The sequence below is a fragment of the Armatimonas sp. genome, assembly GCF_043760365.1.
In the GTDB taxonomy this organism is placed as follows: Bacteria; Armatimonadota; Armatimonadia; order Armatimonadales; family Armatimonadaceae; genus Armatimonas.
Window position 1 is genome coordinate 1 of record NZ_JAYUPA010000951.1, and the last position, 8,009, is coordinate 8,009.

Genomic DNA, 8,009 nt, shown 5'->3' on the forward strand with positions numbered 1-8,009 from the left:
CGCTCCACGAGAAGCACCCTAAACCCGCCTCCCCACTCCGACGGCTCCTGAACAGCGGCTTCCCCCAGATGCTCCTGGGTTTCGCACTCGGCGTTGCGGTGCTGGCACTGCTCGGCCTGCTCATCCCTCCCCTAGGCGACTCACTCCGTCCCCACTGGCAAGCACTATTCTAGGCGCGGCCTACCCCCGCTTTAGTGTCAGAACTGTCACTTCCGGCGGGCAGTTAATGCGCATGCGAGGAGGGAGTACCCCCACACCACGGGTCGTGTAGAGCGGCATGCCCTCGACGTAGACAAGGCCTGCCGGGTAGCGCCGCCCCTCTCGCGGCAGACGCAGTGGCCCCACTCCGGGCACCACGAGCTGACCGCCGTGCGTGTGACCAGAAAGCATGAGCGACGCCTCCGCCTCTGCGGCAAGCGAGGCGCGATCCGGCTCGTGCCAGAGCAGAAGGCGCGGTGCCGTGCCTTTGTTGGTCAGAGTGCCGAGCACGGTTTGCGGGTTGGTGGGGCGAGAGATCGCACTGCGTAGCCCAACGAGCCAGAGAAGCGCTTTCTCACTCTGAAGTTGCGCGGCAGAATCCAAGAGCGGGACGATCCCCGCACTCGCCCAGAGCGCGTGGGGCGGATCAAGCGGCGGCATGGGAAAGTCATGGTTCCCAAAAGAGGCGAAGGCTCCCAGCCGAGCACTTCGAGCCAGCGGTTCTAGGGCACTGATGCAGGAAGCCATGTCTGCCCCGTAGTCTCCCTCCCGATCACAAACATAGTCGCCCACCAACAGAACCAGCTCGGGCTGGGCGGCTTTTGCCAAGGCCAGTGCGGGCGCGAGATTTGATGCGGGGAAGCTCGGACAGACATGCAGATCGCCAAGAACAACGGCGCGGAGGCCATCAAAAGCAAGCGGAAGTGTGGGGAGCGTGATGGTAACGTTCTCGACTACAGGCTGATGCGCCTCGTGCCGACCATAAACAGCAAGCGCCGCTGTGCCGCTCCCCAGGATTCCCCCAGAGAGCAGCCAGCGGCGCAGGAGTGCACGCCGTGAGGGCTTAGCCCTTCGGCTCAGACATTACCGCCGTGTCTGTACGGACGCTGCCATCACCTTCGAGAATCATCGGAACTGGGTAACCGCCACCACCGCCGCCGTAGATTCCCCAGCGATTGAACCGCTCGACAGTGCCATCGGCATAACGGATCGTCACGTTCCCCTGGTTGTCCCAGGTGATGGTCGCGGGCAGCCCGGCTTCGGGCCCCTTGACGGTTCCACGGCCACTGCCATCGGGGTTGTTGGTGAAGATCGCCTCGTAGCCATCCGACGTGCTCATGCGGGTGCCGCCCGAGCCGTCGTTGCGCCACGAGCCCGCGGACTCATTCCAGACCTTGCCATCTTCGGATTCGCTACGGCTAAACCACGACGACCCCCCGGTTCCCCAGTTGCTCGCGCCCTTGTCTTTCCAGCCATCGGCGTAGACATTCTCGTACTTGGAGCTACCCGACGACCACCCCGCGTTGGTGACATTCTCCGACGAGCCGTGTGCGCCCTTCAGAAAACCTGCTGTAAACTTATGGCTCGATTTCCAGACCTGAGGAAATGTCTCCCAGCTCGTCGGCCAGGTGCTAACAATCTCCCCGGCAGGCTTGGCCTTCGCCTCGTCCTCGTAGAGATCGTAGCGGCTCTCACCGTCTTTGTAGCTGGTCTGTGTCCAGAGCCCGAGGTAGTAGTCAAAGTAAAATGTCGGCTGCGGCTCCCAGTAGTACGGGGGCATGGACTCACCCACAGCAATATCAGGCTTTGTGTCTTCTCCACGGCTGATGCGCTTGGCCCGTGAGACAGGGCCGTCGCTTGCCATGTTCTTCAGAAACGCACCCAGCTGCGGGACATTGCCACCTGTGTAGCTAATATCAGCACTGGGCGATGGTGGAGCAGCGCCCCCGGCCATCCCTGCCGTCGCATTGCCACGCACGGCCCCCATGCCGTCCACGGCTCCAAACATCGCGCCGCCTGAGAAGAGCTTGCGCACCACACTGCCCACACGCTCCTGGGTCGCCCGCGTCACCGATCCAGTTGGAGTAGATGCGCCCCCCCCACAGCCCGCCAGCCAGAGCAGACCTGTGCCGCCCATCAGAGAAAACATTCCACGTCGATTTAGTTTCATTACCCAATCCTCCCGCGTTATTAGAGCTATTTTATCCTATTTAACTTCAAAACGTCAGAGCAATTCGAGCCTTTTTCACAAATCGTCATCCGCCCCATGAAATGGGGCGTCTGCAATGGCGGGCGCGAAGCGCCATTCAAATGCCCCTGCGGGGCCGCCGCAAAGCCCGTGCCGGGCTACCGAATCTACAGCCCGGCACGGGCTTTGCAGCTGCAGGCTACCTAGACGCCTACTTTCAGTGGGCGGACACGGGGCGGATTATGGATTCATACAAAAGGCTCATTCGAATGCGATTTTAATCCCCGCAACGCAAACCACCCAAAGAGTAATGAAAACCCAAGCAGCCCCGCAATAATCATGATGCCAGTCCACGGAACTGTCGTGAAACTGCCCCGCCCTGCAAGAAGCGAGTCCCCAATGAACAAACCGAGCCCTGACAGCCCTAGCGCAGCAATCCCATGTGCCGAGCCTGCCACACGGCGTGCACTCAGGAATGTCGCGACACAACCGACCAAAAAGGCGAGTGCAGCCACGGCGACCACCCACGTGAGAAAGCGGTCGTCCCACGCCCTGCTTGGTGGAAGCGCACGGGTATTTTGCACAAACGTGAACAGAAAAAAAAGGCCCAGCACCAGATCCAGAAATGCCGTAAAAATCTCCAGCGCATCCGGGGCCACTCGCTGCTTTTGCATGGCTCAGGATACCGCAACTGCACCTCAAATGGGTAGGGACAGCGCCTACTCTCTTGACCGGGGCACGGCAAACGCTCAGCGCGTATTCTATGCCCATGAGCAACGAACTTTCTTCTTTTTCGGATGCACTGGCCACGCTGGTCAGCACGGCGGGAAACTCTCTCGTCCGGGTAGATGATGGCACACGACTGACGGCAAGCGGCCTCGTCTGGGAGCCGGGAGTCATTGTCACCACAAGCCACGGCACCGAGCGCGATGAGGAGCTTTTTGTCATCACCCACGACGGCACACGCCTTCCCGCCATCCTGATAGGCCGTGACCCGGAGACGGATCTAGCAGCACTACGGGTCACGGCGAATTTAGCCCCGATCTCACGCCCTGTTGAGGGCTTCGAGCCGCGCCTCGGGCAGCTTACACTAGCAGTATCCCGCCCTGGTGACTACGGCCTGGTAGCGACCCTGGGCCTTGTCGCATCCGTGCAGGCCACACAGACAGCGGGCACGCCCGAGTATATTGTGAGCACGGATGCCGATCTTTACCCGGGTAGCTCTGGTGGGGCACTCCTCGCCGCCGACGGAACGCTCATTGGGCTACTCAACCGGGGCTTTGGACGCGGGCTCGGAGTCGCGCTGGGCACGCCGCTGGTAGCACGGGTTGTCGCCGCGCTACTCCAGCACGGGCGCGTCCCGCGCGGCTATCTGGGCCTGAAGATGCAGTGCGTCGCCCTGCCGGATGCCCTGCGTGTCACGCACTCCCTTGCCCAGGAGAGCGGCTTGCTGGTAATCCATGTCGAGCCCGGTAGCGCCGCCGATGCTGCGGGTGTCTTGATGGGCGACACGCTCATTAGCCTGGATGGTGCGCCCCTCGATGATGTCTCCGGCATTCGAGAGCGGCTGGCCGCAGGGCGCACTTTCACCCTGGAGCTGCTACGCGGAGGCAACCGCCACACATTCACTGGAACCGCAGCAGCCTCGCCAGCGTAAGAAAGAGCATATGAGAAAAATCTGCACGCTGATTGTTGCGCCCTACGCACCGGTGCGCGCCGGGCTGGCGGCCTTGCTGCGCGAGTCGGACGCGATCTGCGTGCAGGGGGAGCTTCCGGGCAATACGGAGACACTCACACGGATGCTCCCCGGCCTGACTCCTGACGCGATCCTCTACGACGGCGACGGCCTGGAGCAGCTCATCGGGATTCTCTCTCGCATGCCCGAGCCGCCCGCACTGGTCGCGCTGGGCGAGACCCCCAGCCGCGAGCTGCCCCTCCTGCAAGCCGCCAGCACACTGCCCGGCTGGGGGTATCTAGGCCGCGACTCGGATGCCACCACCCTCGCTCTCGCTCTCCAGTCAGCGGCGGCGGGCTTGGTCGTCCACGAAGCACAGGCCAGCAGCGTCCCCCCTCCCACCGACGATGTCCTCACGCCTCGCGAACTGGAAGTGATCGCGCTCATGGCGCAGGGGCTGCCCAACAAGCTCATCGCCTACAAGCTCGGTGTCACCCTGCACACCGCCAAGTTCCACGTCGCCCAGATACTCGCCAAGCTCGGCGCCGCCAGCCGCACGGAAGCCGTCACCTCAGGAGCACGACGCGGCCTGATCGCGCTCTAAGCATTCCTGGTAATTTTATCAACCTCATTGTTCCGGGCAGCTCACAACCCGGAACAAAAGTAAGCCAGGCAGTGGTATCCTAGGTACAATGGTCACTGATGCCCTGGCTCCTCCAAAATCCACGGAGCGGGCGCTCGCAATGAGCGCTGCGACGTACTTACTCTCGGTCGTAATCCCCGTCTATAACGAGAAGAACACGCTCCTACAGATTCTGGAACGCATCCGTGCCGTGCCCGTGCCGATGGAGATATTGCTCGTGGATGACGGAAGCACCGACGGCACCCGCGAGCTGCTCCAGAGCGAGGTTGAGGGGGTCTGGGAGAATGTGCGAGTGCTCTACCATCCCCAAAACAGAGGCAAGGGCGCGGCGATTGTGACGGCAATTGGAGCCGCAACGGGCGATTATTTGATCGTCCAAGACGCCGATCTTGAGTACAACCCGGAGGACTACCCCCGGCTGCTCGCACCGCTCCTCTCGGGTGAGGCCCAGGTGGTCTATGGCTCGCGCTTTGCGGGTAAAATCGAGAACATGCAGCCCGCCAACCGCCTGGCGAACTTTCTTTTAACCACCACAGCCAATCTTCTCTTTCCCAGCGCACACCTCACCGACGAAGCAACTTGCTACAAGATGTTCAAGATGGATGTCCTGCGACAGTTCCCCCTCCACTCCGAGCGCTTTGACTTCTGCCCCGAAGTGACCGCCAAAGTGCTCAAGCGGGGCATCAAGATCCACGAGCTTCCCATCGAGTACCGGGCGCGCACGCTCGCCCAGGGCAAGAAGATTCGTCCCTCAGACTTTCTACAGGCTATAGGAACTCTGCTCAAGTACCGCTTCTCAGGCTAATTGCCCTTGCCTTCTGACATGCTACAATAGAGCACCATGAATGTTCTGCTCATCGCTCTGTGCCTTCTTGCACCGCAAGAGGCGCCTTCCTCCCAACAAAAGCCGCCTAAACCCGACATTGCTAAGACCGTGCTGGTGGTTCAGGAACAGATTGCGGATCTAGGGCTACTTCAGGCGCTCGTGCCCCTCAAGCTTACCTCTCCTCAGATCGAGAAGCTCTTGCCCGTCTTGAAAAAAGCTCGGGAGCGCGCCATGGAGTTAAACCGACAAGACGACGAGGCACTTGCACAGCTTGCTCCCGAAGTCGCCAAGGCACGGGCGCAGACCATTGCCGAGAGTGCGTTCCCCGACTCCATTGAGAAACGCGTCGGGGAGACACAGCGCCTCTCCGCCGCACGCCGCCTGGAAGCGACCCGTAAGACAGTGGCAGAGCTCGTGGAGTTCGTCCGTGAGCTGCTCACCGAGAGCCAGAGAAGTGAGATCGAGCGCCAGAGTGAGAAACTCTACGGTGGCAAGCGCGTGCCCAAGGAGTACGCCAAAGATCCCAGTAAAGCGCCCAAGACCGTCGTTCAGGATCTAGCGATCGCTGCCTACGCCGAGCGTGTACTGCTCTTTGACCGCGCCATCACGCTTTTGGAGCTGATCAAAGCCGCTGCCAAGCCCGCGTGAGCAACTCGACGCGGCAGAGCTCGCGTTGCTCGTTGCCAAGTAGCAGGGTCTGGTTATCTAAAAAACAGAGGGCCTCGCACTGCTTGGCACCCTGAAACACTTGCCGCTTGACGGGCTTGCTCAGGAGCTTGTCGCCGACCCCAGTCAGCTCGAAGAGCCAGACAGAGGCAACGGGTAAGTGGGTCAGTACCGCCAGTGTCTTGCCATCTGGGGAACAATCCGCCGCAGTCACCCAGCCGCCGAGCTGCGTGTGGCTATCAAGACGGGTGAGCGTATTGACTTTCTTCAGGTCTTCGCGGTCCAGCCGATAGAGGACGGTGCTGTCCGAGGGAAAGAACGGCGAGCCTGCCAGCCGGTGCTTCGTGAGCACGTGGAGCTTGCCGCGAAAAACAAAGAGTGATTCGCAGTCGTAGCGCCACTCGGTTTTCTTGGGAGGGAACTCTGTTTGATCGGGGTAGGCCACGCGGATTTTTTGCGCCTTCACCTGGGAGTTTTTCGGCGCCGGCTCGGTGAGCTTGTAGATACAGAGATCGTCGCGCTTGTTGCCATTGTTTCCCATGTCAGAAACATAGAGTGCCCTGTCGTCGAGCGCGATATCTTCCCAGTCTTTATTGGCCGCGCCCTCGACCTCGATCTCTGCAACAAAACTCCCATCGGCGTGGATCGCAAAGAGGCGCGAGTGATCCCCACTGTCATTGTGCGCCCAGAAAATCCCCGGATACCGCCGACTCGCCGCTAACCCACTCAGCTCCGAGAGCGCCTCTTTACGGATAGTTCCCGTGGGCACCCACTTGCGCCGTGGTGGATCTTTGGACTCCTGCATCGCTAGCGCCCTGCCGTCAGCTTCTGCGCATCATCGGTAGTCTGGTAGCTCTGCGAAAGCTGGCGCTCCTCCACACGCTTCAGGCGCTCCTCCACACCATCCAGGATCGCATCGAAAGACAGATCGAACTTGGTGGTGGTATCGCGCAGGGCTAGAACTTGTTCCTTGAGCGCCCTGAGTTCCGCCCGAAGCTCATCACTCATCTGAACCGTACTGCCCTCGCCTTGCTTCCGGGCACGAATCTTCTCCAGCTCTTGTTTATGCCAGGAAGTTACCCCGATGATCGAGATAATACCAATGAAGATAACCAGTATGATAAAAACAGCAACTAGTCCCCCATCCATGTCTTTATTGCTCCGATCTTAGGCGTGCGAGCGGGTCGCTGGCGGCAGTGGTTGTGTAGGCACGCGTCTCGATGCGATCCACGCGCTCTTCCATTCGGGTGAGGGCGGTATCAAAGGACATGTCGTAGCGCATAGTGGTGTCTCGCAACTGGCGTACTTCCTGGCGCAGCTCCTCAATGGCGGCTTGTGTGGCAATATCCACCGAGCTACCCCGTGGCGGCCCCTTGATCTCCGCCATCTTCACCCGGTGCTTCAGAACTGCATTGAAACCTGCAAATCCAAAAATAGTGAAAAAGATAAACGAAAATGTCTCGCCTGGTCCCATGAGTTTATTCTATCCTCTTTGCGGCTACCCGCAGGGCATCAGCTAGCGACAGCCGCCCTGCGTAGAGTGCTTTGCCGATTATGACAGCTTCTACGCCCCTTTGTTGCACGGCGGTGAGCTGTTCAATATCCGCAATCCCAGCGACCCCACCCGACGCGATCACCGGCAGCCCGACCGCCTCCGCGAGCGCCGCCGTGGCCTCCACGTTGACGCCCTCTAGCATGCCATCACGCGCGATATCCGTAAAGAGAAAGCGCCGCGCCCCCAGAGCCGCCATGCGCTTGCAAAAGTCCTCGACGCGCTCGCCTGTGGTCTCTTTCCAGCCGTGGGTCGCCACAAACCCTTCGCTCGCATCGGCCCCAATAATCACAAACTCGCCGTATTTTTCGAGTATAGCCGCAATCGCCGCTGGGTTGCCCGCCGCGCTCGTGCCCACAATCGCCCGGCTCGCGCCCAGCGCCAGCATCGCCGCCACTTTCTCGGGCGTGCGCAAGCCCCCGCCCACTTGCACGGGAATGCTCACTGCCGCCAGAATGGCTTTTATGACGGGGTGATTGG

Annotated in this window: 11 protein-coding genes; 4 read left to right on the forward strand and 7 right to left on the reverse strand. The window is 60.7% G+C overall.

The features are described from left to right. Positions 1 to 180: 180 nt before the first annotated feature. The 3 genes from ACH2EH_RS24075 to ACH2EH_RS24085 all read right to left on the reverse strand — a co-directional run bounded on the left by ACH2EH_RS24075 (position 181) and on the right by ACH2EH_RS24085 (position 2,841). Positions 181 to 1,059 (reverse strand): metallophosphoesterase, encoded by an 879-nt coding sequence (locus ACH2EH_RS24075; protein WP_395145830.1) that lies wholly within the window; start codon positions 1,057 to 1,059, stop codon positions 181 to 183. Beyond that, entirely contained in the window at positions 1,043 to 2,149 is a 1,107-nt protein-coding gene (locus ACH2EH_RS24080; RefSeq protein ID WP_395145811.1) for a hypothetical protein, read from the reverse strand. The genes ACH2EH_RS24075 and ACH2EH_RS24080 overlap by 17 nt, the downstream gene beginning before the upstream one ends. Before the next feature lie 266 nt (positions 2,150 to 2,415). Further along, the gene (locus ACH2EH_RS24085) at positions 2,416 to 2,841 is read right to left on the reverse strand and encodes a hypothetical protein (protein ID WP_395145812.1); all 426 of its coding nucleotides are present in this window, start codon (positions 2,839 to 2,841) and stop codon (positions 2,416 to 2,418) included. Between the two features lie 95 nt (positions 2,842 to 2,936). On the opposite strand from ACH2EH_RS24085, the gene ACH2EH_RS24090 reads away from it, so the two are divergent. The 4 genes from ACH2EH_RS24090 (at position 2,937) to ACH2EH_RS24105 (ending at position 5,959) form a co-directional block, all read left to right on the forward strand. Then, complete coding sequence (locus ACH2EH_RS24090) at positions 2,937 to 3,824, forward strand: S1C family serine protease (RefSeq protein ID WP_395145814.1); 888 nt, start codon at positions 2,937 to 2,939, stop codon at positions 3,822 to 3,824. 10 nt (positions 3,825 to 3,834) lie between these two features. Further along, entirely contained in the window at positions 3,835 to 4,446 is a 612-nt protein-coding gene (locus ACH2EH_RS24095) for a response regulator transcription factor (RefSeq protein WP_395145816.1), read from the forward strand. An 88-nt stretch (positions 4,447 to 4,534) separates the two neighbouring features. After that, positions 4,535 to 5,290: a glycosyltransferase family 2 protein gene (locus ACH2EH_RS24100; protein WP_395145818.1), complete on the forward strand. Its 756-nt coding sequence runs from the start codon at positions 4,535 to 4,537 to the stop codon at positions 5,288 to 5,290. A 36-nt stretch (positions 5,291 to 5,326) separates the two neighbouring features. Continuing rightward, complete coding sequence (locus ACH2EH_RS24105) at positions 5,327 to 5,959, forward strand: hypothetical protein (RefSeq protein ID WP_395145820.1); 633 nt, start codon at positions 5,327 to 5,329, stop codon at positions 5,957 to 5,959. Here the strand turns inward: ACH2EH_RS24105 and ACH2EH_RS24110 are convergent. The 4 genes from ACH2EH_RS24110 to ACH2EH_RS24125 form a co-directional block, all read right to left on the reverse strand. After that, a complete protein-coding gene (locus ACH2EH_RS24110) occupies positions 5,934 to 6,782 on the reverse strand; it encodes a hypothetical protein (protein ID WP_395145822.1) in 849 nt (282 codons plus the stop codon). The two genes, ACH2EH_RS24105 and ACH2EH_RS24110, sit on opposite strands and share 26 nt — an antisense overlap. Before the next feature lie 2 nt (positions 6,783 to 6,784). Continuing rightward, complete coding sequence (locus ACH2EH_RS24115; RefSeq protein ID WP_395145824.1) at positions 6,785 to 7,126, reverse strand: hypothetical protein; 342 nt, start codon at positions 7,124 to 7,126, stop codon at positions 6,785 to 6,787. Positions 7,127 to 7,130: 4 nt separating this feature from the next. After that, positions 7,131 to 7,451, reverse strand: coding sequence for a hypothetical protein (locus tag ACH2EH_RS24120; RefSeq protein ID WP_395145826.1), 321 nt, complete (start codon positions 7,449 to 7,451; stop codon positions 7,131 to 7,133). 4 nt (positions 7,452 to 7,455) lie between these two features. After that, positions 7,456 to 8,009 (reverse strand): HisA/HisF-related TIM barrel protein (locus ACH2EH_RS24125; protein WP_395145828.1); only part of this gene is annotated, 554 nt, incomplete at its 5' end.